Consider the following 22,035-nt stretch of genomic DNA (forward strand, 5'->3'; position numbering starts at 1 on the left):
TTTAGAGCACAGCAGCATAAGGTTTTCCGGCATGATTGCACAGGACTCCATCAACCCAATTGAAGATCTCCTTCGTGTATTTGTCTGCGAAATATTTTTCATGGGGAAATACATGCAGAACTTCAGCCATATAATGTGTGTTCAAAAATGGCATGGACAGGAGTCCTTTCAGCTGGACAATCATATAATTGGCTGTATGGATACGAAACTCTTTTGTTTTCATTCCCCTTTCCAGCACCTTGCCAAAATAAAACTTCTCCTTTGCTAAATAAGTGGACATGATTTCCCTTACCACTTGGGAATCTATAGAAATTTCCCGAAGTATCAATCTTGTTAAATGGCTATGTTCAAATTGATAAACCATGATATTTTGCGCAATTTTTTTCAGGCTAAAAGCCGCCCCCTGCTCAAGAAATGAAAACCCCTTCTCTATCTCCTGAATATACCCTTCAAAAAATTCAGTAAAGCAATATTCAAGCAGCCCGTGTTTATTATCGAAATAGTATGCGATATTCGCTGGATTCGTCTGCGCTTTGCCTGCAATATCACGGATGGAAGTCCCTGAGAAACCTTTCGTATTAAATAAGGATATAGCGGCCGACACAATTGCCTCTTTTGAATTTTTTTTCATCTTTCCCGCCTCGCTTTCTTTTGTAACGTCTCTGTTCCTGCACATATGAGCGAATAATAAATTATGGGTTTAATCAAAAACGGATTTGTTGTGATAATTAAACATTCTTGCTAAAATCGTCTTATCCTTTTTAAAGTTCTCGACAATGTCTATCTAATTTCCTGTTCATCTGCCAGGAAATTCATATATCTATGAGAAAGTAAGGTGAATTGTGATGTTTAGTGTCGAATCATACAAGGGAACCCGTGAAGAAAATTATCAATTATTGATTAAACAGCTCTCTGCTCTTCTTGAAGGAGAAACGAACAGCATTGCAAATCTAAGCAATGCATCAGCACTTCTTAATCAATTCCTGGACCGTACAAACTGGGTAGGATTTTACCTGATGGAAGAAGGCGAGCTAGTTCTCGGGCCATTTCAGGGTCTGCCGGCATGTGTAAGAATCCCCCTTGGTAAAGGCGTTTGCGGGACAGCTGCCAAGCAAATGGAAACAGTCCGTGTTGAAGATGTCCACCAATTTCCTGGACATATCGCCTGTGACGCAGCTTCACAGTCTGAAATCGTCATTCCGCTAGTCAAAGAGGGCAATCTTCTTGGTGTGCTGGATATTGATTCTCCAGAAAAAAACCGGTTTGATGAACTTGACCAAAAATACCTGGAAGACTTCTCGGAAGTGCTTATATCATTCCTTTAACAGAATGGCAAAAAGGAGATGACCGTATCTGAGGCCATCTCCTTTTACTATTAGACTCCTTCGAGTGCCTGGGACAGGTCATCCCTGATATCTTCAACTGACTCAAGCCCAACTGAAAGCCTCAGCAGCGAATCTTCAATGCCCATTTTTTCACGTGATTCCTTTGGAACCACTGCATGAGTCATAGTAGCAGGGTGCTGAATTAATGTCTCAGCATCTCCAAGGCTCACGGCAATTTTAATAAGATTCAGCCGGTTCATAAATTCCTGGGCAGACTCTTTCCCCCCCTTTAGAGTAAAAGAAATCATCCCGCCAGGTCTCCTCATTTGTTTTTGCGCAATTTCAAAATCTGCATTATTGCTGTCTCCAGGAAAATAAACTTTTTCTACTTTTGGATGTGCCAGCAAGTATGATGCAAGCCGTTCCGCATTGTCACAATGCCTGTCGAGCCTGACTGCAAGTGTTTTCAATCCCCGCAGAAGCAGCCAGGCATCAAAAGGTGAAATAATGCCTCCAATGTCTTTTTGAGTCGTCATGGAGACTTTATCCAAAAATTCTTTAGGGCCTATTACAAGCCCGGCAACTACGTCACCATGGCCCCCAATGTATTTTGTCGCACTATGAATGACAATATCACATCCCAGTTCGATCGGATTCTGCAAATATGGCGAACAGAAGGTATTATCCACTACAACTGGAATTCCTTTCTCTCTCGCTGCTTCTGCAACCATTTTCAGATCCACTAATTTCATTGTCGGATTTATTGGTGTTTCAACATATATACAGGCAGTCTCCGGTTTAATTTCATCAAGCAGCTGCTGCTTTGACTCCATAGCTGAAAAATCATGGCTGATTTGAAATTTTTCCTTCATCATCTCCAGGAGTCCAAATGTACATCCATAAACTCCCTGAGAACATAAAATATGATCACCTGTTTTGGTTAAAGCAAACAGGACAGCTGAGACTGCAGCCATACCAGACCCAAAAGCAAGGGCTGCTTCCCCATTTTCCAGTGCAGCCATTCTTTCTTCAAGCATTTTAACTGTTGGATTGCCCAGACGGGAATAGATATAGCCTTCTTCTTCACCGGAAAAACGTTTTTCCCCCTGCTGTGCTGTCTCAAATGTAAAAGTTGACGTCTGGAATATTGGCGGTGCGAGGCTCCCCTTGAACCTTTCAGCATCGTATCCTTCATGGATGACCTGCGTCTCGAAGTTAAACCGATGTTTCCTATCCATATTACCTCTCCTTTTCGTTGCAAACGCTTACATTATTATCTATAATAAACTTCTCTTTTCAGCATATGATAATAGTATATTTTTTGAAAGTATTTTGTTTTGGAAAAGTATCAATAAAGACTGCCTTTCCAAAGGCAGTCCCTAGATATATGAATCTGCAGCCGACTCAATGATCACTTTATTTTTCCCTGTATTTTTGGCGGTATATAATGCCCTGTCAGCCCTCTTAAAAAGCGCAGCATATGAATCTTTTTTCCCCCTGCTCCAATACGAAACACCGCATGAAATGGTTACCTGGGGATCTGTGATTTGACATACCTTTCTGACAAGCCGTTCAGCAATAAGTGCTCCCGCAGGCAATGAAACACCGGGCAGGTAAAGAGCCAGCTCCTCTCCGCCCCATCTTGCGCCAATATCAGTGCTGCGGATATTTCTGTTAATTAAATCGGCAACTTGAATAATGATTTCATCGCCAACCTGATGTCCGTATGTATCATTTACCAATTTAAAATCATCTATATCTACAAGCATAAATGTTCCTTCATGATCTTCATTCATGGACTGATGAATCCGATCATCCAGATAATTTCGGGAATATAGCTTCGTTAAGTGATCCGTTACAACCATCTTTTCAAGCTCTTCTCTAAGCATTGAATTGGTAAAGGCGAGCGTGGAATGATGAATCAAAGACTGGAGAAGCTTGAAAGTTTCAAATGAAAAATGATAAGGTGAAGTATGCATGACAAGGGCAAATCCCTTTAATACTCCAGATTGGGTCATTGGAACAGCCATGATCGATTTATAAAAGCTGGCCGTACCCTCGAACTGTAAAGAAAAATCCCCAATAAAAAGAGACTCTTTCTCCTTGATGATCTTTTTCCTTATATACTGAATATAGACTTCTGCCTCTTTGGTTTGAAAAAATTCAGTACTGCCCTGGATTATATTCACATCCGCACTATCAGAAGTTATCAAGATGAAACCCGCTTCTTCAGCATCAAAGGAATGCAGAATCTGATCTGCCATGAAGTTCATGGTTTCTGTCAGGCGCAAATTCGAATTCAGGCGGTGGGAAGTTTCGTTAATTAATTGAAGGTCCGCTATCAATCGCTTGGATTGCTGATAAAGCTGCGCATTCTCCAGTGCACTGCCTGCAGTATTGGCCAGAAGCGTGATAAATTCAATTTCATTTTTAGGGAATATGATGGTATTAGGCGCAATGACCTGAAGCACTCCATAAACCCCCTGCTTCCCTTTTAAAGGGGCATATAAGATAGAGCGCATTTCCTGCAGGGAATCTTCAAATTGAACAGCTCCTGTGACATATGCCTGCATGGCCGCGATGTTTTCGCTGTCATATTCAAGGTCTCTGATGGGCAGATCCCCATGATTATTGTTATCCTGAGACAGCAGAAGATAATAGGTAAAAGTGGGGTACATTTCCTGCAGAGTATAAATAATCTCCCCCAGCACCATATCCATATCCATTGAGGAATGGAATTTCTCCGTAACTCTATACAGCTGTTTATAACGTTTTTCTTCTGATGCAATTTTGGCCAGACTCTGAGCTTTATCAAGAAATTGCCCGCATTCTTCGCTAAGCTCCTGAATTACTTTTTCTGTATAGGAATGAAAACAGCGTGATTCACCTGTTAAAATCATGCATCCCAGCAGCTGGCCTCTCTTTACAAGAGGAATCATTATTTGTTCTTCCTTAATCTCCGTGCTTAAACTCTGCAACTCTCTGTTATTGTTAGCCCATCTTTTTAAATCATTTGAAAAAGCAGGTGAAAGCAAAGCATCCGGGTTCGTGGAAGCTTCTGCAAAAAACTCCTGCTTCCATTCATTAAAGACGTACAGAGTTATATCACCCGCTCCGGTAAGGGCTTTAATGGCAGAGAGCATTTCATTCAGCAATTTTTCATAGTGAAAGAAACCGTTCTCCGTATCGATAATGTCAAAAAATCGGCTTTTTAAATTAAGTATGATTTGGCGTTCAAGTGTATCCATCTTTATTATCACCTATCAAATGTCTCAGATCATGAATCTATAAACCAATAAGGTATATTATAACGAATAAGAATTATTATTTTCGGCATACATGTGGCTATTTCGTTTCAACTTTCCTAAATTCATAACTTTTAATAAAAGTAATTGCAGCAAGAAACACACATTAAAATAAAAAAAGCGAAGCTGCATTCCCTTTAATCTAATAATTCCAATTTTTTCTTTATTATATCATATCTTGCAAGTTGACTCTTTATTAAGTTTTCTAATTTCAAGTGAATTATGGCACAGGACAAAATCTTCGCTTATAATTTAAACATCCTTTAAATATGAAGAAGTAAAAAATAAAATCATCTTGACTTTTATCCTCTAAAAATTATATAATACTCCTTGTGTAAAATATTGCAGCCTATGTGAGCACCTTGATGCACTCATTTTGTTCCTCAACCAGAGTTTTCTGGGGATGGGGTACTGTGTAACCCTCTGCTGCTAGGGCGAAGGTACATGAAAACAAAATGGACATGATTGTTGTGCGCATCTGTTTCTGTTTTTATTTTACCCAAATAAAAACACAAAAGGAGGAGTCTTAAATGGCTCGTTATACTGGTCCAAGCTGGAAATTATCCCGTCGTCTTGGAATCTCTCTAAGCGGAACTGGTAAAGAATTAGAAAAGCGTCCTTACGCTCCTGGACAACATGGTCCAAACCAGCGCAAAAAATTATCTGAATACGGATTACAATTGCAGGAGAAGCAAAAGCTTCGTCATATGTACGGAGTAAATGAGCGTCAATTCCGCAATTTATTCGATAAAGCTGGCAAAATGCCTGGTAAGCACGGTGAAAACTTCATGATTCTTCTTGAATCACGCCTTGACAACGTGGTTTACCGTTTGGGTCTTGCACGCACTCGCCGTCAAGCTCGCCAGCTAGTTAACCATGGTCATATCATGGTTGATGGATCTCGCGTTGATATTCCATCATACCGCGTAGCACCTGGTCAAACAATTACACTTCGCGAAAAATCTCGCAGCCTTGACATCGTTAAAGAAGCGATCGAAGTTAACAACTTTGTACCTGACTTCGTATCTTTCGATGCAGACAAGCTAGAAGGAACTTTCACTCGCATGCCAGAGCGTTCTGAACTTCCAGCTGAAATCAACGAATCTCTAATCGTTGAATTCTACTCTCGTTAATAATTTAAAAACTGCCGATGCATTTCGGCAGTTTTTTTGTTGTCCGGAAAACGCTGAGATAACTTAAATCCCTCCGTTACAGGAGGGATTTTAAGTTAGTATTTAATTAGGAAATATTTCTTCTTTCCGCGGCGAATGACAGTAAATTGGCCTTCAATCTTGTCCTTATCAGAAAGAGTGTAGTCAAGCTCAGTTATGCGTTCACCATTTACTGAAACAGCGCCATTCGTCACATCTTCACGTGCCTGGCGTTTGGATGGGGAGATTTTGGCAGCAACAAGCAAATCAACGATCCCCAATTCTTCGCCTTCAGAATGCTCATAAGATGGAACATCCTTAAAGCCTTGTTTAATCTCTGAAGCAGAAAGGTTTTTAATTTCTCCGCTGAATAACGCTGCTGTAATCTTGATAGCCTGTTCCAATGCTTCATCCCCATGAATCAGGCGTGTCATTTCTTCAGCAAGTGTTTTTTGGGCTTTGCGGAGATGCGGTTCTTCCTGAACAGCTTTTTCAAGGCCTTCAATTTCTTCACGGGATAAGAATGTAAAGAACTTAAGGTATTTGATTACATCCGCATCTGCTGTGTTAATCCAGAACTGGTAAAACTCATAAGGAGATGTTTTCTCCGGGTCAAGCCAGATTGCTCCGCTTTCCGTTTTGCCGAATTTTGTTCCATCCGCTTTCGTAACCAAAGGTATGGTCAGGCCGTATGCCTTGGACCCTTCAGGCGCCATTTTGCGGATGAGCTCCAGGCCTGTTGTGATATTCCCCCATTGGTCGCTTCCGCCAATCTGCATTTTGCAGTTATGGTTCTCATATAAATGAAGGAAATCCATGGCCTGCAGGATCGTGTAAGTAAATTCAGTAAAGGAAATTCCCGTTTCCAGTCTGGAGGAAATGGTGTCTTTAGCGAGCATGTAATTGACTCCGACATGTTTCCCGTAATCACGCAGGAATGTAACAATATCCATGGAGCCTGCCCAATCATAGTTGTTAACCATGATTGCACCATTTTCACTTTCAAAGTCAAAAATTCTTTTTAGCTGGTTCTTTATGCAATCCACATTATGCTGTACAGTTTCCAGCGTCTGCAGGTTCCGCTCTTCGCTTTTACCGCTTGGATCTCCAATCAGGCCAGTGGCTCCGCCTACTAGAACGATTGGACGATGGCCTTCCTTTTGAAAGCGCCTTAATGTTAAAAACGGCAGCAGATGCCCGATGTGCATGCTGTCAGCTGTTGGGTCTACACCACAGTATAAAGAGATTGCTTCTTTTCCGAGTGTGTTCTCAATGCCCTCTTCATCTGTCTGCTGGTAAACAATCCCTCTCCATTGCAAATCTTCAAGTAAACTCATCTTAACTCCTCCTAATTAACGGCTATTTTCAAGGCATTAACAGGGTATCACCCATACAAAAAACGCCCCTGCAAATATGCAGGGACGCATGATCATTTTTGCGCGGTACCACCCAAATTGAGGACAGCTGTCCTCCACTCTTTCAGAATAACGGATAATCCGTCCACTGCTATAACTGCTGGGCAGGTTGACAGTGAAAGCTCAGGGAGGTAATTCATCCTTCTATTTGTACCGGCTCGCAGCGAACGCCGGCTTTCTGAAACAGGGATAGAAGCATTACTGGATTCCCATCAATGCCTGTAAAATATTTTAACGTCTAAGATAAAACATTTTTATCATAAAAATCAGCCAAATGTCAAATGCCTATGCGAAAAAAGGAAATTTCAGATAAATGGCGAACCTTGTCATATTACTATGTCGCAATATGCTATAATAGATGTGATTTTAGGGGGATTGATACGATGAAAGAAAAGTTTCAGATGTTATTTGACAAATTGAGGCAAACTCCGGGCCTTTTCGGGAATAAAAAAGCAGCTAAAGGAGCGAGTATAACGTACCAGGTTATCTGGAATCTTACTTTGCTTTTTATCATACTGGCTGTTATTGGCGGTGCGTTCGCGGGAGGACTGGGAGCTGGTTATTTCGCGTCGCTGGTAAAGGATGAACCCATCCGATCCTATGCAAGCATGAAAAAAGATATTTATGACTATGAAGAGACATCGCAAATATACTTTGCAAATAACGTATATTTAGGAAAACTGAGAACAGACCTTGAACGTGAGGAAGTCAAGCTTGATGAGGTTTCGGAACACTTAATTAACGCAGTTGTGGCTACTGAAGATGAATATTTCTACGAGCATGACGGAGTAGTGCCAAAAGCGATTATGCGCGCATTGTTCCAGGAAGTAACTAATTCATCTGTTCAATCCGGCGGAAGTACACTTACACAGCAGCTGATAAAAAACCAAATCTTAACGAATGAAGTCTCTTTCGAGCGGAAAGCAAAAGAGATCCTGCTTGCTTTGCGACTGGAGAAATTCTTTGATAAAAAAGAGATATTGGAAGCATATCTGAATGTATCTACCTTTGGAAGAAATGCATCCGGACGTAATATTGCCGGAGTTGAAGCAGCTGCCAAAGGCATTTTTGGGGTGAGTGCAAAAGAATTAACCTTGCCTCAGGCCGCATTCATAGCGGGGCTGCCGCAGAGTCCATTCGGCTACACTCCTTTTACAAGGGAGGGAACGGTCAAAGAGAATCTGGAACCAGGCTTCTCCAGAATGAAAACCGTTCTGAAAAGAATGTATGACGACGGAAAGATTGACCAGAAGCAATACGAAGAAGCTCTGGCTTACGACCTGACCAAGGATTTCACTACACCTTCAGAAAGCCCCTTGGAAAAGTATCCATATTTGACGTATGAAATTGAAGAGCGTGCAGTAAACATCATGACTAAAATTCTCGCAAAAAATGATGGATACGAAGAGCAGGACTTAAAAGAGGATGACGAGCTCCGAGAGGAATACAGGACTCTGGCAGACCGGACGATCCGCCAGAATGGCTTCCAGATCCATTCGACGATCAACAAAGATATTTATGATAAAATGCAGCAGGTGAAAAATAACTACCCTTATTATGGGCCAGACAAACCTGAGACGATCAAGGACCCAGAAACCGGCGAAGATAAGCAAATCATGGAGCCCGTAGAGGTTGGAGCCATTTTAATTGAAAATAAAACCGGTAAAATCATCAGCTTTGTCGGCGGACGCGATCACAAACGCGAGCAGCTGAATCATGCTACAAGCGCTCTAAGACAAAATGGTTCAACCATGAAGCCGCTTTTAGTCTATGCTCCAGCAATGGAACTTGGAAAAGCAGCACCCGGGACCATTCTGCCTGATGTGCCGCTATATCTAAGCCCAGGATTAAATAGGCCTTGGCCAAAGAACTATACGAATACCTATAGCGGGCTCGTATCAGCCAGACAAGCACTTAAGCATTCATACAATGTCCCAGCTGTAAAGCTTTATAAGGATATAGTCGGACAGCGGCCTGCCGCTTACCTGGAAAAGATGGGCTTTACCTCTCTGATCGGTCCTGACTATACAAACTTGTCTACATCCATTGGTTCTTTGGAATATGGGGTAACTGTTGAAGAAAATACGAATGCCTTTACTACATTTGCCAACGGCGGGAAGTTTATTGACGCCTATATGATTGAAAAAATCACAGACAAAGACGGGAACATAATATTCCAGAATAAATCCGAGCCTGTTGATGTATTCAGTCCGCAGACAGCATACCTTACAATCGATATGATGAGAGACGTTATTAACAGCGGAACTGCCACATCGATTAAGAGCAGATTGAAGTTCAGTTCCGACTGGGCAGGGAAAACCGGTACTGGTACTGAATTCATAGATGCATGGTTCGTGGCATCCAACCCGAATGTCACTTTCGGCATATGGTCAGGATATGATACGCCTAAATCATTAAAAGCCCCTGGACCGTTAAGCTATAGTTTGCGCAATAACTATCTCTGGGCGGATTTGATGAATGCAGCATATGACGTCGCACCTGACCTTGTTAATCCGAGCGATAGCTTTAAAATGCCGGGCGGAATCGTAAGGCGTTCGTTCTGCGCCATTTCAGGCCTTCTGCCTTCAGAGGCATGTTCTAAAGCTGGCCTAGTCGAGACTGATTTATTCAATGCCAAATTTGTCCCAACAAAAGTTGATGATAGCCTTGGCAATGGAAAACTTGTACGAATTGGCGATAAAAAATATATGGCACTTGATTCAACACCACAAGAGTTTACTGAACCTGGAATGGTAGTAAATCCGGATTATATTCAAAAACTTTTCGGCATTAAAGCAAATCTAAGTACTCTAATTCCGAATAAAGAACGCTGGAAGAGTATTCTGACAAGTGCAGATCAGCTCAAAGACAATGGCAAAGCACCAGCGGCCCCAAGTATAAAAGCTTCAGGCCAAACCATTACGTGGGGAGCACATCCTGAAAAAGATGTCATTGGCTATCGCGTTTACAGCGGAGGTAAAAAAGTTGCTACAATAAAAGCCGGCTCTTCCTTAAACTACAAGGCTGGAAGCGGCTCGATCCATGTAACAGCCGTTGACATTGCCGGCAAAGAGTCTGCTTCTTCCAATGTAGTAGAAATCGGCAAGAAAACGGAAGAAGAAAAACCGAAAGAAGAGAAGCCGAAAGAGGAAAAGCCTAAAGAAGAAAAGCCAAAAGAGGAGAAACCAAAAGATCCTCCTCCAGCCGAGGAAAAGCCTGATGCTGAGAAACCATCAGAACCCGGTGAAGGTGAAGAAACTAATTAAAGAAAAGCAGAATCCCAAACAGGGCTTGGGATTCTGCTTTTTCTTTATAAAATAACATTGCCAAAAATATATTCTGGATACTTTGCTAAACAATAATATAAAAAAGTTTATAACTATCAGCCTATAAAGAATAACAAAGACCGCTGCTCATTTATGCAGCGGTCTCCTCTATTAATCTTCCATAGTAGACAAATCGCCAGTAGGCAGGTCCAGTTCCCATGCTTTAAGCACCCGGCGCATAATTTTGCCGCTTCGGGTTTTTGGAAGTTTGTCGCGGAATTCTATTTCACGCGGGGCTGCGTGGGCAGCAAGGCCTTTCTTAACAAATTGACGGATATCTTCCACCAGTTCTTCAGAAGGCTCATGTCCGTCTCGTAAAGCAACAAATGCCTTTATTATTTCACCTCGGACAGGATCCGGCTTGCCAATAACGCCAGCTTCTGCAACAGCCGGGTGTTCGATAAGCTTGCTCTCCACTTCAAACGGCCCGACCCGTTCACCAGATGTCATGATAACATCATCTACACGACCCTGGAACCAGAAGTATCCATCTTCATCCATATATGCTGAATCTCCCGAAACATACCAGTCACCCGGCATAAAATAAGATTCATATTTTTGCTCGTTATTCCAGATGGCATTCATCATGGAAGGCCAGCCTTTTTTAATCGCAAGGTTACCCATGCGGTTTGGCGGCAGCTCATTTCCCTGATCATCGACAATGGCTGCTCTAACACCCGGAATCGGCTTACCCATGGAGCCCGGCTTAATCTCCAGGCAAGGATAGTTGCAGATGAGCTGCGCACCTGTTTCTGTCATCCACCATGTATCATGGATGCGCATATTGAATACTTTCATGCCCCATCTGACTACTTCAGGATTTAACGGTTCGCCGACACTGAGTACATGACGAAGGGAGCTTAAATCAAACTTTTTAACAACCTCATCACCTGCCCCCATCAGCATGCGGAAAGCGGTCGGAGCACTATACCAAACTGAAACGCCATACTCCTCAATCATTTTATACCATGTCTCCGGATTAAATCTGCCCCCGACAATAAGGTTTGAAGTCCCTGTCAGCCACGGGCCGAAAATGCCATATGAAGTACCGGTTACCCAGCCAGGGTCAGCAGTGCACCAATATACATCTTCCTCTTTTAAGTCCAGCACCCATTTAGCAGTCTGATAATGCTGAATCATGGCATTATGTACATGGAGAACTCCCTTTGGCTTGCCTGTAGAGCCGGAGGTATAATGCAAAATAAGGCCATCTTTTCCGTCAACCCATTCAATTGGAAGCTTTCTGCTTGATTCAGCCATCCTTTTATTAAAGTCCACATATGGGCCAATTTCCTCAATATTTTCCCCAACAAGGAAAACATGCTTTAAGGCAGGCAGCTGGTCAACAGGCACACGTTCCAAAAGCTCAGGTGTTGTAATCAGAACTTTTGCTTCACTATCATCAAGCCTGTCACGGACTGCCCCTTCCATAAATGCTTCAAAAAGAGGACCCACAATGGCTCCCAGCTTAATAGCTCCCAATACGGCAAAATAGAGTTCAGGAGAACGCGGCATAAAAATGAAAACCCGGTCTCCTTTTTCAACATCGCCATATGCTTTTAATGCATTTCCCGCTTTATTGGATAGTTCCTTCATTTCTTTGAATGTATATTTCTCATTTCTCTGTCCATCGCGATAATAAAGGGCAACCTTATTTTTTCTGAAAGATTCCGCATGTCGGTCAATGGCCTCATAGGCCATATTCATGCGGCCGGTTTCTTTCCAGGAAAATTCTTTCTCTGCATCAGCCCAATTAAAATTTTCATAAAGCTCATTATAGCTTTTTAAATTGAAATCCCCTTGTGTTACTGGCAGCGCTTCCACTTTCATATATAATTATCCCCCTTATTTAAGATTTGATATTATTATAGTATAAACATTATATTTTCTCAATTTTTAAAATTTTATAGCGAGAAAAAATTACTTATGAACCAAATAATAAATTGTCACAAACTGATTTAAATTACACAGAAAATTATGTGAAAGCGCTTTATCCCCCGTGTTTTTATGTATAATAGAAGTTACATTGATCATGTCTATGGCGGTGAATAAATGGAACATAAAAAAACTTATAATGCAAAAGAATTAAAAACAGCCAATGGAAAATTAATCATTGAGGGGCCAATTTCACCTGAAAAATTGGCAGATTATGAGTTTCACAAGGATCTTGTTGCTTTCAGGCCTCCGGCTCAGCAGCATAAAGCCCTGGTTGAAATTGCGGGATTGCCGGAGGGAAGAATTATAGTGGCCCGTGACAGGCATACCATTGTCGGCTATGTAACTTACTTGTATCCAGACCCTCTCGAGCGCTGGTCTGAAGGAAAAATGGATGATTTAATAGAATTGGGTGCAATAGAAGTGATCCCTGCTTTCCGAGGTTCAGGGACAGGAAAGAACCTGCTGAAAGTATCCATGATGGATGACGCAATGGAAGACTATATTGTTATAACGACTGAATACTATTGGCACTGGGATTTAAAAGGAACTGGCCTGAATGTATGGGAATATCGGAAAATCATGGAAAAGATGATGAATGCAGGCGGTCTTGAATGGTATGCCACAGATGACCCTGAAATCAGTTCTCATCCTGCAAATTGCCTAATGGCCCGCATTGGAAAAAGAGTGTATCAGGATTCAGTGCAGCAATTTGACCGCTTGCGCTTTATGAATCGCTTTATGTATTAAATTTATGTATTAAATCTTAATAATAGCGTCAATACATAATTCATGCCTGTATTCAGACTATTTTTTCGGCATGGATGTATCTCCATATATTTTATAAGGAGGCATTTAAAGTGATTGTTGAAGAAATTATGAAAACGGATGTCACGGCCTTGTCAAAAGAAGACACCATCGCCGACGCCATAAGAATTATGAACGAAAAAAGAATTCGGCATTTGCCTATAACAGATGAAGCGGGCAGATTGCAGGGACTTGTAACAGATAGGGACATCCGTGATGCCACTCCTTCTATTTTTCATACAGAACTATTTAAGGAAGATCTGCAGAGACCATTAAAAATGATTATGAAGACAGATATCATTACCGGACACCCTCTTGATTTCGCTGAGGAAATTGCTGCGGTTTTTTATGAACAGCGGATTGGCTGCCTGCCAATATTAAACGATAATAAGCTGGTCGGAATTGTCACAGAAACCGATTTGCTTCATACGTTAGTTCAATTGACTGGAGCACATCAGCCAGGTTCGCAGATTGAAGTAAAGGTACCAAACAGGGCAGGCATGCTGTTTGAAATCGCTGAAGTCATCTGCAAAAGAAAAGCAAATATTCAGAGTGTCCTAGTTTACCCTAACAAAACGGATGATAAATACAAAATACTGGTAATAAGGGTACAGACAATGAACCCTACGCTTGTAGTAGAAGATTTGAAAAAAGCAGGCCATCATGTTTTATGGCCCAGCCTGCCGGGGATTTCACTATGATACATGATTCAGTATTTATTTTTTCGGAAGACCTGCTGAACTACAAATTCAGCAAAAATCATCCTTTTAATCAGATAAGGCTGAAACTGACACTCGATTTGCTCAAAAACATCAATGCCATTGAAGACTGTCATATTATTCCTCCGCGCCAGGCTTCCGATGAAGAGCTTCACTTGATTCATGATCCTAATTATGTGAATGCTGTCAAGCTCGCTGGCCGGGGAAATCTTCCAGAGGATATCTGTGAAAACTATGGTCTTGGAACAGAAGACACACCTATTTTTCAAAACATGCACGAAGCAAGCTCTCTTTTAGTAGGAGGCACTCTGGCAGCCGTCGATGCAGTCATGAGCGGCCGTGCTAAGCACGCACTTCACCTTGGCGGCGGCCTTCATCACGGTTTTCGGGGGAAAGCTTCTGGATTTTGCATCTACAACGATAGCTCCGTAGCCATAAAATATATTCAGGAAAAGTATAAAGCCCGTATTCTTTATGTCGATACAGATGCCCATCATGGGGATGGTGTCCAATGGTCATTTTATGATGACCCGGATGTGTGCACCTTATCTATTCATGAAACAGGCAGATACCTTTTCCCCGGAACCGGAAATGTAAATGAACGAGGACAAGGGAAAGGATATGGATTCTCTTTTAATATTCCCGTGGATGCATTTACTGAAGACGATTCCTGGCTTCACGCATACCGTACAGCTTTTCGGGAGGTTGCAGAATTTTTCAAGCCTGATGTGATTCTGACGCAAAATGGTGCTGATGCACATTATCTTGATCCTCTTACCCATTTGTCATCTACTATAAAGATTTATAGGGAAATTCCGAAACTGGCCCATGAAATTGCCCATGAATATTGTGATGGGAAATGGATTGCCGTCGGCGGCGGGGGTTATGATATTTGGAGGGTTGTTCCCCGGGCATGGGCCATGATATGGCTGGAAATGACTGAAAACTCTAATTGTTACGGCAATATACCGGAGGAATGGATCAACAAGTGGAAAGAACACGCACCTGTGCCTCTTCCCCTGGAATGGGATGATCCTGCTGATTTATATAAGCCTATCCCCCGCAAGAGCGAAATAACTGAAAAAAATGCCCGGACAGTTGACAAAGTTCTTTATCCGATCCGAAACAGAACAATGACAGAATCTTTATAAGAACAGCGGCCGGAAACATTTTACCGGCCGCTGTTCATTTCTGCATATGTAAATAAACAGGTCTGACTATTGACAGACCTGTTATCAATTATGATTATTGTTATCTTCATTAAATTTCGGATCAGAAATAATGATTTCAACACGCCTGTTTTTCTCCCAATTCTGCGGTCCGGAATTAGGGACGATAGGACGGGTTTCCCCGTAGCCGATAGCCATAAACCTATGACTATCAAGATTATGCTTTTCTGTTAAATATCTGATTACAGTACTAGCCCTTGCTGCAGATAATTCCCAATTGGACGGATATCTGTAAGTAGTTATGGGTCGGTCATCAGTATGTCCCTCCACCTTCACAAGGTTTGGCATGTTTGCTAAAAGGGTTCCTACTTTATCCAGGAAAGAGTATGAACTGTCTATCAGACTTGCATCTCCAGATTCAAATAAAACCTGTTCCTGCAGAACGAGAACGACCCCCCGTTCCGTCCTGTTCGCCACAATCACTTTTTCTAATCCATTCTTATCCAAGAAAGACTGTATCTCCGTCAGAAGCTCATCAAGCGCATCCGATTGCCCGCTATCTTCATTTTCTTTTATTTCTTCATTTTGTTCCGGGTTCTCTGCAGGAATGATGGACGGCTGGAAATCCAGCACTTGTCTGTCCCGGAAAGAATCGGATAATGCCTGAAACTTCATTAAATCAATCTGGGACATCGAAAACAGCAGAATAAAAAATACCAATATCAGTGTGACGAGATCGGAGAAAGTCACCATCCATCTTGGAGAGCCTTTTTGAGGCTCCGGAGATCTTCTCCTAGGCTTCATAATCGAGTGCCTCCCCCTCATTCACAGCTTTCTCCAAATCTCTCCGTTCTTCTGAGGATAAAAAGGCGCTCAGCTTTTCTTCCAATATTCTCGGATTCTGCCCGGATTGAACACCAATAACCCCTTCAATAATAATCTGCTTCAAAAAAACTTCCTTCTCTGTCTTTAAAGCCAGCTTTGCTGCCATCGGCAGAAAAACCAGATTTGCCAGCAGGGAGCCATATAAAGTAGTCAGTAAGGCAAGAGCCATATTGGGCCCAAGTGTGGAAGGATCATTCAAATTTTTCAGCATCAGAACCAATCCGATCAAGGTCCCTATCATCCCCCACGCCGGAGCGTACTCACCGGCTCTTTCGAGAATGCTTCTCCCTTTTCTGTGTCTCTCTTCCATCGCCATAATTTCGGCATTCATAATGTCAGTAATGACATCTGGCTCTATACCATCCACTGCCAGGTAAACGCCTTTTCGAATGAAAGGATCTTCCACCTTCCCGATTTCAACCTCAAGCGATAACAGCCCTTCACGCCGGGCACGCTCAGAGAGTTTGACAAAAGTTCCAATCAGCTCGCCAACGCTTTGCTCTTCACTGGAAAAAACCTGCTTAAAAACGGTGCCCATATGCCTGATATCTTTTAAAGGAAAACTCACAAGCAGCCCGGCTATTAAACCGCCCAAAACAATAAGAATTGAAGAAGGGTCAACAAAGGATAAAAAACCATCAGCTCCTCCATTCCACATGATTCCAAAAATCAGCATAGCAAGCCCCACCATTAACCCTGCCGGTGTTAAAATATCAACCTTTCTCATACTCTCTCTCCCTGATCCATTGCGAATTGCCATTAGTAATGGTTTATTTATGTCCCCGAAAACAGGTACGATAGCTTAAAATTTGGCAGAAAGAAACGCCTTTAAATAAGGCGTTTCTCTTTCTTCTTATATCGGCAAGTCCATTATTTTGTTGAGCTTCGCTCTTCAATTCGGTGAGGAAGTACAACAATTTGCTCATCGACTGATTCTTTATTCATAAGTTTCGTAAGCAATCTCATGGCAACTGCACCAATATCATACAATGGCTGTACGACTGAGGTCAGCTGTGGACGGACCATTAATGCCAGCCTGGTATTGTCAGAGCTGATGACCTCAAAGTCTTTCGGGATATTATACCCTTTATCCTCCGCCCCGTGGACAATTCCCAATGCCATTTCATCAGATCCTGCAAAAATAGCTGTTGGACGCGGATCTGCCTCAAGCAGCTTTTCAAAAGCTTCTATACCTGAATCGTACGTATAGTCTCCTTCAACCACCAATTCATCGCGGAAGGAAACTTCAGCTTCTTCCAGTGCCCGCTTATATCCTGCAAGCTTTTTTTCCTGATTAATCGGCTCGCGAAGGGGTCCCACCACAATAGAAACATTTTTATGGCCTTTTTCAATAAATGACTTGGTAACATCAAATGCTGCCTGTTCATAATTAATATTTACAGATGGAATTTTGCCTGTTTCTTCAATAGATCCTGCCAGTACAATCGGGACAGGTGACTTTTCAAACTCTTCAACATGCTCGGACGTAATATTGCCGCCCATGAAGACTATTCCATCCACCTGTTTCCCGAGCATAGTATTGAGCAAGTGCAGTTCTTTTTCAATATTTTGGTCGGAATTGCTGAGAATGATATTGTATTTATACATTGTCGCAATATCCTCTATGCCCCTTGCCAGTTCTGCAAAAAAGGTGCTGGAAATATCGGGAATGATCACACCGACCGTAGTCGTTTTTTTGCTTGCCAATCCTCTTGCAACCGCGTTGGGGCGGTATCCAAGCCGGTCAATTACTTCCATTACTTTTTTTCTTGTTGCAGGCTTAACATTCGGGTTTCCATTTACAACACGAGAAACCGTTGCCATTGATACATTCGCTTCTCTTGCCACATCGTATATTGTTACATTCATTACTTACACTCCTTCTTTAAATAGCGGTCACTTCAATTACTTTATATTTTACAGCAACACGACGTAACCTACTCATTTTTTATCCTAATTTGTGAGTGGTTACACATGTACAATTATGTATTTAATCATACGACAGTCCAGGAATTGCCGCAATGTCAAGGCTTGTTTTTTTGAAAAAAACTTAATTTTGCACTTTAAATGTAAAAAAAGAACCTCCTGCTACTAGCAGAAGGCTCTCCATATTTATATAGCTATACTTTCAGCAATGCTGAAGATTGAAGCTCAGCCATGAATTGATCAAATTGATTCAAGTCCATTTGCTGCGCTGAATCTGATAGGGCAACGGCCGGGTCTGGATGAACTTCTGCCATCACACCATCTGCGCCGATTGCCAGCGCTGCTTTTGCTGCTGGAAGAAGCAAATCTCTGCGGCCTGTTGAATGGGTAACGTCAACCAGTACTGGCAAATGTGTTTCCTGCTTAAGAATAGGCACAGCCGAAATGTCCAGTGTATTGCGTGTAGCGCGTTCGTATGTGCGGATTCCTCGCTCACATAGGATGATCTGTCCATTCCCCTGGGACATGATATATTCCGCTGCATTGATGAATTCTTCAATTGTAGCTGCAATCCCGCGCTTTAAAAGAACCGGTTTGTTTACAGCCCCCGCTGCTTTTAATAGCTCGAAGTTTTGCATGTTTCTTGCCCCGATTTGAATGACATCAATATAATTTACAGCCGTTTCAATATCATTAGGGCTTACGATTTCAGAAATAACTGCCAGATCGTATTCATCAGCCACTCTTTTTAAGATTTTTAGACCTTCAAGGCCAAGACCCTGGAAATCATATGGCGATGTTCTTGGTTTATATGCGCCTCCGCGAAGGAGCTTAAGTCCTTTTGCTTTAACAGCTTCAGCAACAGTTGCCACCTGCTCATAAGATTCAACTGCACAAGGGCCAAAAACAAGATGAGGTTTGCCGTCCCCTACTTTTTCACCCTTTAGGTCTACAATCGTATTTTCAGGCTTCTTTTTGCGTGAAACAAGAAGCGCCTTTCTATGATCATCTTTTTGAAGTTCAAGACCAGCTTTAAAAATTTCCTTGAACATATGCTCAATTGTTGAATTTTCAAAAGGACCGTCATTATGCTCTTTTATCAAGTCCAGCATCTTGCGTTCCCGGACAGGATCATAACGATAAACCCCTTGTGTTTCCTTTACTCTGCCGATTTCCTGAACAAGTTCTGCTCTTTCATTGATCAAAGCTAAAAGCTGGAGATTCAGCTCATCCACTCGATCACGAAGTTTATCTAGCTCCTTATTGCTCATTTCCTGTCCCTTCCTTTCGAATCTGAATTTAAGCCGTGCTGGTTTCAGGATTTGCACATATCGCGCCTCTAAATGCGCAACACCGTTAAACATTTCCATCTTTCTCTTTTACGGCCACTGGATATGTGATACATTTTTTATAATTAGGGTTATTATATATGAATTATTCAGACATGTCACGAAAAATTTCTTTATTAATTAAACGCTTTTAAGTGATAAAGCGATTTCAGGGCATTATTTAAACATTCTATGACAATTTTACAAAGAAGGTGTACTGCTTTGGACGAACAGAAAAAGCTTTTTGCACTGGATATCGGCACCCGCACGGTGGTTGGAATTATTCTCGAGGAAAACGGCGGGCAATTTCATGTGAAAGACATCGTGATTAAGGAGCATGCAGAAAGGGCCATGCTAGACGGACAGATCCATGATGTACTCGCTGTATCAAAAATTATAGCAGAAATCAGGAATGAACTGGAAGCAAAACACGGCCCATTAAAAAAGGTGTGCGTTGCAGCGGCAGGCAGGGCTTTAAAAACAGAAAGATCTGAAACAGCTATCAGTATTAAAGGAAAACCGATGATGCAAAAGCAGGATATACTTCACCTTGAATTAAGTGCAGTTCAGCAGGCACAAGCAATGGCTGCAGAAAAACATGAAACTGAAAAAAGCTATTATTACTATTGTGTTGGATATTCCGTTTTATACTATCGTCTTGATAGAGAAGAAATCGGCAGTCTGATTGATCAGCAGGGGGATGAAGCATCCGTTGAAATCATTGCTACCTTCCTGCCCAAGGTTGTAGTGGAATCACTAATCTCAGCTCTTCACAGGGCTGGCCTGGAAATGGAAGCTTTGACACTTGAGCCAATCGCAGCTATTAATGTACTAATCCCTCCTTCGATGAGAAGGCTGAATGTTGCTCTTGTTGATATCGGTGCCGGAACGTCCGATATTGCCATTACAGATATGGGCACAGTTACAGCTTATGGAATGGTGCCTGTAGCAGGCGATGAGATAACTGAGGCAATCAGTGACCAGCTTCTCCTGGACTTTCCTTTAGCCGAAAAGGCAAAGAGAGATTTGCATTTATCGGATACAATTACTGTCAAGGATATTCTCGGCTTTCAGACAGAAGTCAGCAGGGATGAGACAATTGAAAAAATTTCTCCTGCGCTTGAACGTTTGACAAATTCCATCTGCGATGAAATTCTGCAGCTGAATAATAGGCCGCCCAAAGCTGTCATGCTGGTAGGGGGCGGGAGCTTAACACCTGGACTTCCTGAAAGGATAGCGCAAAGATTGGGCCTTCCGGCGAATAGAGTTGCAATTAGGGGAATTGACGCCATAAGCGGGCTTAATTTACCGGATTTTACAGACAAAGGCCCTGAACTTGTCACCCCAATAGGAATAGCCATCGCTGCTAAAAAAGCTCCGGTCCAATATTGTACAGTTTACGTCAACGATCAGCCTGTCAGGCTATTCGAGGTCAAGAACCTGACAGTTGGGGATTGTCTCCTGGCAGCAGGCATTAAAATGAATAAGCTTTACGGGAAACCCGGACTCGCCATGATAGTCAAACTAAATGGGCAAAGCGTTACGATTCCAGGAAGCCATGGAGAAGCTCCTGTCATTAAACGCAACAGCCTTACAAGTGCTTTGGATGAAGAAATCAAATCAGGGGATATCATCACTGTTTCAAGAGGACGTGACGGATTGCCTGCAGAAGTCCGCATAAAAGATTTGATTGATGAGGTTCCGGAAAAGTCTATCACTATTAACGAAAAGCAGTACACAATCCAGCCTGCTATTACCTGTAATGAAAAAGCTGTCCCGCTTGAACAAATCATTGCTGATCGTGATAAGGTGGAGTGCAGAATTCCGGACACATTTGAAGAAGTCTTAAGAAACTTGAACCTAAACTTTTTATTAAACGAGCTTACGCCTTTTAGAATCAGCATTAATGAAAAGGAGACATTTCTCCCTCGCCATACCGGAAAGCTTTTTAAAAACGGCCTTGAGGCGAATTATCATAGCATAGTAGACGATGGTGACAATCTGCGAATTGAAAAAAGAGGCACATTATCAGTAAAGGAATTAGCAGATATAAAGCAGCTGGAACTACATCAGAGGATCCCGGTCATGTTTAACGGTAAGAAATTAGAGCTTTCCAGAGGAATACTTGAATTTCAGAGGGAAGGAGCTGTCCTAACCGAAGATGATGCGATCCATGCTGGAGACGCGATAACAATCGTGAAAAAACCAAGGTCCCCCTTTATTTTCCAAGATATCTTCAGCCATGTTAGTATAGATATGCCTGCAGCATCTTCTGGAAGCTTCGTTCTCTTGAAAAATGGGGAAAAGGCATCTTTTCATGAACCTATAGAGCCTGGTGATCACCTCAAAATCGTGTGGCCTGCCATAAATAATAAAAATTCAAATGTGAAGTATATATAAGAAAAGCGGAAGTGCCTTCGGAACAAGCCAAAAACGCTTTTTCCTGCGAAGAACATCCAAGGAAGCTCTACGCTGGTGCTCACCCCCGGCAAGCACAGGTTAAGCCTTCCGGAAAGGCGTTCATTGCCTTTTTCGGAGGATTGCTCGAAATGTTGAGGCGACTGCCCTTTCAAGGAACGCAGACTAAGAGCGCCCGTCCTGTGGCAGCGTCTGCATGACCCGCATCCTCCCAAAAGCTCTCGCTTTCGGTCGTGCGATGTTTATGCTGACGAAGCCTTCCTTGTCCTGTGGTCCTCAGGCATAAGACGGTTCCTGCAAGAAGGCCGTTTTTCCTTTTGGAAGGG

General features: G+C 42.3%; 16 protein-coding genes and 1 other annotated feature. Of the genes, 7 read left to right on the forward strand and 9 right to left on the reverse strand.

The genetic code is table 11. The features are described 5' to 3' along the window. Nucleotide 1: 1 nt before the first annotated feature. The gene (gene refZ, locus ACR42H_RS22005) at nucleotides 2-631 is read right to left on the reverse strand and encodes a forespore capture DNA-binding protein RefZ (RefSeq protein ID WP_113882579.1); all 630 of its coding nucleotides are present in this window, start codon (nucleotides 629-631) and stop codon (nucleotides 2-4) included. Nucleotides 632-845: 214 nt separating this feature from the next. On the opposite strand from refZ, the gene ACR42H_RS22010 reads away from it, so the two are divergent. Further along, nucleotides 846-1,325, forward strand: coding sequence for a GAF domain-containing protein (locus ACR42H_RS22010; RefSeq protein ID WP_436373249.1), 480 nt, complete (start codon nucleotides 846-848; stop codon nucleotides 1,323-1,325). Nucleotides 1,326-1,375: 50 nt separating this feature from the next. Here the strand turns inward: ACR42H_RS22010 and megL are convergent, their stop codons facing one another. Both megL and ACR42H_RS22020 read right to left on the reverse strand, forming a co-directional pair. Continuing rightward, nucleotides 1,376-2,563 (reverse strand): methionine gamma-lyase, encoded by a 1,188-nt coding sequence (megL, locus tag ACR42H_RS22015; RefSeq protein WP_436373251.1) that lies wholly within the window; start codon nucleotides 2,561-2,563, stop codon nucleotides 1,376-1,378. A gap of 141 nt (nucleotides 2,564-2,704) precedes the next feature. Further along, entirely contained in the window at nucleotides 2,705-4,573 is a 1,869-nt protein-coding gene (locus tag ACR42H_RS22020; protein ID WP_113882576.1) for a sensor domain-containing diguanylate cyclase, read from the reverse strand. A 587-nt stretch (nucleotides 4,574-5,160) separates the two neighbouring features. Between ACR42H_RS22020 and rpsD the strand changes: the two genes are divergently transcribed. Further along, nucleotides 5,161-5,763: a 30S ribosomal protein S4 gene (rpsD, locus tag ACR42H_RS22025; RefSeq protein ID WP_009333317.1), complete on the forward strand. Its 603-nt coding sequence runs from the start codon at nucleotides 5,161-5,163 to the stop codon at nucleotides 5,761-5,763. Nucleotides 5,764-5,858: 95 nt separating this feature from the next. On the opposite strand, the gene tyrS is transcribed toward rpsD, so the two are convergent. Continuing rightward, a complete protein-coding gene (tyrS, locus tag ACR42H_RS22030; RefSeq protein WP_436373254.1) occupies nucleotides 5,859-7,118 on the reverse strand; it encodes a tyrosine--tRNA ligase in 1,260 nt (419 codons plus the stop codon). Nucleotides 7,119-7,195: 77 nt separating this feature from the next. Then, nucleotides 7,196-7,421, reverse strand: a binding site (T-box leader). Nucleotides 7,422-7,579: 158 nt separating this feature from the next. Between tyrS and ACR42H_RS22035 the strand changes: the two genes are divergently transcribed. Further along, nucleotides 7,580-10,462, forward strand: coding sequence for a transglycosylase domain-containing protein (locus ACR42H_RS22035; protein ID WP_436373256.1), 2,883 nt, complete (start codon nucleotides 7,580-7,582; stop codon nucleotides 10,460-10,462). A 171-nt stretch (nucleotides 10,463-10,633) separates the two neighbouring features. On the opposite strand, the gene acsA is transcribed toward ACR42H_RS22035, so the two are convergent. Then, nucleotides 10,634-12,352, reverse strand: coding sequence for an acetate--CoA ligase (gene acsA, locus ACR42H_RS22040; RefSeq protein ID WP_113882573.1), 1,719 nt, complete (start codon nucleotides 12,350-12,352; stop codon nucleotides 10,634-10,636). A gap of 222 nt (nucleotides 12,353-12,574) precedes the next feature. On the opposite strand from acsA, the gene ACR42H_RS22045 reads away from it, so the two are divergent. From ACR42H_RS22045 to ACR42H_RS22055, 3 genes are all read left to right on the forward strand, one after another. Continuing rightward, nucleotides 12,575-13,207 (forward strand): GNAT family N-acetyltransferase, encoded by a 633-nt coding sequence (locus ACR42H_RS22045; RefSeq protein ID WP_436373258.1) that lies wholly within the window; start codon nucleotides 12,575-12,577, stop codon nucleotides 13,205-13,207. A gap of 110 nt (nucleotides 13,208-13,317) precedes the next feature. Further along, the gene (locus tag ACR42H_RS22050) at nucleotides 13,318-13,965 is read left to right on the forward strand and encodes an acetoin utilization AcuB family protein (RefSeq protein ID WP_436373260.1); all 648 of its coding nucleotides are present in this window, start codon (nucleotides 13,318-13,320) and stop codon (nucleotides 13,963-13,965) included. Further along, nucleotides 13,962-15,134, forward strand: coding sequence for an acetoin utilization protein AcuC (locus tag ACR42H_RS22055; protein ID WP_113882570.1), 1,173 nt, complete (start codon nucleotides 13,962-13,964; stop codon nucleotides 15,132-15,134). The genes ACR42H_RS22050 and ACR42H_RS22055 overlap by 4 nt, the downstream gene beginning before the upstream one ends. 84 nt (nucleotides 15,135-15,218) lie before the next feature. Here the strand turns inward: ACR42H_RS22055 and motS are convergent, their stop codons facing one another. The 4 genes from motS to ACR42H_RS22075 all read right to left on the reverse strand — a co-directional run bounded on the left by motS (nucleotide 15,219) and on the right by ACR42H_RS22075 (nucleotide 19,234). Then, nucleotides 15,219-15,956: a flagellar motor protein MotS gene (gene motS / locus ACR42H_RS22060; RefSeq protein WP_436373263.1), complete on the reverse strand. Its 738-nt coding sequence runs from the start codon at nucleotides 15,954-15,956 to the stop codon at nucleotides 15,219-15,221. Then, nucleotides 15,946-16,764 (reverse strand): flagellar motor protein MotP, encoded by an 819-nt coding sequence (gene motP / locus ACR42H_RS22065; protein WP_113882568.1) that lies wholly within the window; start codon nucleotides 16,762-16,764, stop codon nucleotides 15,946-15,948. Before motP ends, motS begins: the two co-directional genes overlap by 11 nt. A 143-nt stretch (nucleotides 16,765-16,907) precedes the next feature. Further along, nucleotides 16,908-17,906, reverse strand: coding sequence for a catabolite control protein A (gene ccpA / locus ACR42H_RS22070; protein WP_113882567.1), 999 nt, complete (start codon nucleotides 17,904-17,906; stop codon nucleotides 16,908-16,910). A gap of 251 nt (nucleotides 17,907-18,157) precedes the next feature. Then, nucleotides 18,158-19,234 carry a bifunctional 3-deoxy-7-phosphoheptulonate synthase/chorismate mutase gene (locus ACR42H_RS22075; RefSeq protein WP_113882851.1) on the reverse strand — a complete coding sequence of 359 codons (1,077 nt, stop codon included), beginning with the start codon at nucleotides 19,232-19,234 and terminating at the stop codon, nucleotides 18,158-18,160. Between the two features lie 279 nt (nucleotides 19,235-19,513). On the opposite strand from ACR42H_RS22075, the gene pilM reads away from it, so the two are divergent. Further along, a complete protein-coding gene (gene pilM, locus ACR42H_RS22080) occupies nucleotides 19,514-21,691 on the forward strand; it encodes a pilus assembly protein PilM (protein WP_436373266.1) in 2,178 nt (725 codons plus the stop codon). Nucleotides 21,692-22,035 lie beyond the last annotated feature (344 nt).

It is taken from the genome of Cytobacillus sp. BC1816, assembly GCF_051353635.1.
GTDB lineage: Bacteria > Bacillota > Bacilli > Bacillales > Cytobacillaceae > Cytobacillus > Cytobacillus oceanisediminis_C.

What these genes read in the sequence shown, in the direction of transcription:
- acsA (WP_113882573.1), bottom strand. Translation starts at nt 12,352, where the DNA reads ATGAAAGTGGAAGCGCTGCCAGTAACACAAGGGGATTTCAATTTAAAA.
- megL (WP_436373251.1), bottom strand. Translation starts at nt 2,563, where the DNA reads ATGGATAGGAAACATCGGTTTAACTTCGAGACGCAGGTCATCCATGAA.
- refZ (WP_113882579.1), bottom strand. Translation starts at nt 631, where the DNA reads ATGAAAAAAAATTCAAAAGAGGCAATTGTGTCGGCCGCTATATCCTTA.
- motP (WP_113882568.1), bottom strand. Translation starts at nt 16,764, where the DNA reads ATGAGAAAGGTTGATATTTTAACACCGGCAGGGTTAATGGTGGGGCTT.
- ACR42H_RS22020 (WP_113882576.1), bottom strand. Translation starts at nt 4,573, where the DNA reads ATGGATACACTTGAACGCCAAATCATACTTAATTTAAAAAGCCGATTT.
- ACR42H_RS22045 (WP_436373258.1), top strand. Translation starts at nt 12,575, where the DNA reads ATGGAACATAAAAAAACTTATAATGCAAAAGAATTAAAAACAGCCAAT.
- motS (WP_436373263.1), bottom strand. Translation starts at nt 15,956, where the DNA reads ATGAAGCCTAGGAGAAGATCTCCGGAGCCTCAAAAAGGCTCTCCAAGA.
- ACR42H_RS22010 (WP_436373249.1), top strand. Translation starts at nt 846, where the DNA reads ATGTTTAGTGTCGAATCATACAAGGGAACCCGTGAAGAAAATTATCAA.
- tyrS (WP_436373254.1), bottom strand. Translation starts at nt 7,118, where the DNA reads ATGAGTTTACTTGAAGATTTGCAATGGAGAGGGATTGTTTACCAGCAG.
- ACR42H_RS22035 (WP_436373256.1), top strand. Translation starts at nt 7,580, where the DNA reads ATGAAAGAAAAGTTTCAGATGTTATTTGACAAATTGAGGCAAACTCCG.
- ccpA (WP_113882567.1), bottom strand. Translation starts at nt 17,906, where the DNA reads ATGAATGTAACAATATACGATGTGGCAAGAGAAGCGAATGTATCAATG.
- ACR42H_RS22055 (WP_113882570.1), top strand. Translation starts at nt 13,962, where the DNA reads ATGATACATGATTCAGTATTTATTTTTTCGGAAGACCTGCTGAACTAC.
- rpsD (WP_009333317.1), top strand. Translation starts at nt 5,161, where the DNA reads ATGGCTCGTTATACTGGTCCAAGCTGGAAATTATCCCGTCGTCTTGGA.
- ACR42H_RS22075 (WP_113882851.1), bottom strand. Translation starts at nt 19,234, where the DNA reads ATGAGCAATAAGGAGCTAGATAAACTTCGTGATCGAGTGGATGAGCTG.